This is a genomic window from Paenibacillus sp. MAHUQ-45 (assembly GCF_058133325.1).
In genome coordinates this window covers 1-1,227 of record NZ_JBYUPV010000032.1, presented here as the reverse complement: position 1 = coordinate 1,227, position 1,227 = coordinate 1, and the positions used below count along the sequence as shown (strand labels likewise).

The window sequence follows — 1,227 nt, the reverse complement described above, 5'->3', positions numbered from 1 at the left end:
TAGACCTGTTGATTAGCTAAATTATGAGTTTAAATACATAATTTAGCTAAATAAATTCTCCACTCCGACGACACTGTTTGTAAACTTAATAATCGTGCGAAATCGGCAAATGTTAATTTTGCGCTCCAATGCACGACCTTTTGACCTTCGTCAAACAGGAGTTTAAGCAAAACATAAACAAGTAAGGCCACGTACAACTGGCCATATACAGCGTTCGGCGTGGTTCCGAACAACTTCGGAATGTTAAGATGCTGTTTTATCCAGCGAAAAAACACTTCGATTTGCCAGCGTTTTTTATAGATTTCAGCGATGCTTTCAGCCGAATGCCAATGCAGGTTTGTCGCTAAAAGGACAGGTTTCCCTTTCGGATCGGTCAGAACCACCACTCGAAACCGATTCCGGGTCAGAGACTTCATCCTTCCTAACTGGCAGGTTAAATCCTGTGTAATCGTTCCTCCAAAAGAAGTCTTCCGTTCCCTTGGAACCGGGTCATGAAAGTGAGTATTCTCACGGATTCGGATCACAAAAGATTGACTATTCTTTGCCTCCTGGTAACTGTCGAATACTTCGTGCTTGCTATAGGCACGATCAGCGACCAAAATAAACCTGGGGTCTACCAAGTCGATAGCGCTATGGAGATCATGTTCTGTCCCCGTCGTTTCGGTCACTTGGTGCAACGCACCTTCGTCTCCGGTGAGGGCAACATGGAGCTTAACGCCTGCTTTTTCGCCTTTTAAGGGCGCCCAAGGGAGTCGTCCCAGGCCCACGGTGATCTGCGTGGAATCGACGATCAGTAATTCCGTCGGGATACCAAGGCAGCGTTTCGTTTCCCGGTTGCATTGCTGGATCAAGAGATGTAACAATTGTTTGAAACATTCAAAAGGAACATCTTTGGCTTTTTTGGAGAGGGTCGAATGATCGACTTTCTGGAGTCCAACGCCAGGCATACGCTGCTCCCCGTCTCGATAGCCGTCCCACCCCTGGAATGCAGCCTCTGCCAAGAAAAGAAACAGGGAATAGACGGTGAACTTTCGAGCGACATCGATGTAATTGAACTCATTTAGAATCGATAACACCTTTTCTTCCGGAATAAACGATTGCAGGATATTCGATAATGAAGTAGAATTTTTCATGAAGTCGCCTCGTTTCCACTGTTTGTAGGGGTACAAACACTGTAACGAACGGGCGGCTTTTTTTCTACCTTTTTTTGGCTAATCAACAGGCCTA

At 45.6% G+C, this 1,227-nt stretch carries 1 protein-coding gene; it reads right to left on the bottom strand.

What is annotated here, in order from left to right:
* Positions 1–29: 29 nt before the first annotated feature.
* Positions 30–1,133: an IS4 family transposase gene (locus AC3Y23_RS28995; RefSeq protein WP_379205548.1), complete on the bottom strand. Its 1,104-nt coding sequence runs from the start codon at positions 1,131–1,133 to the stop codon at positions 30–32.
* Positions 1,134–1,227 lie beyond the last annotated feature (94 nt).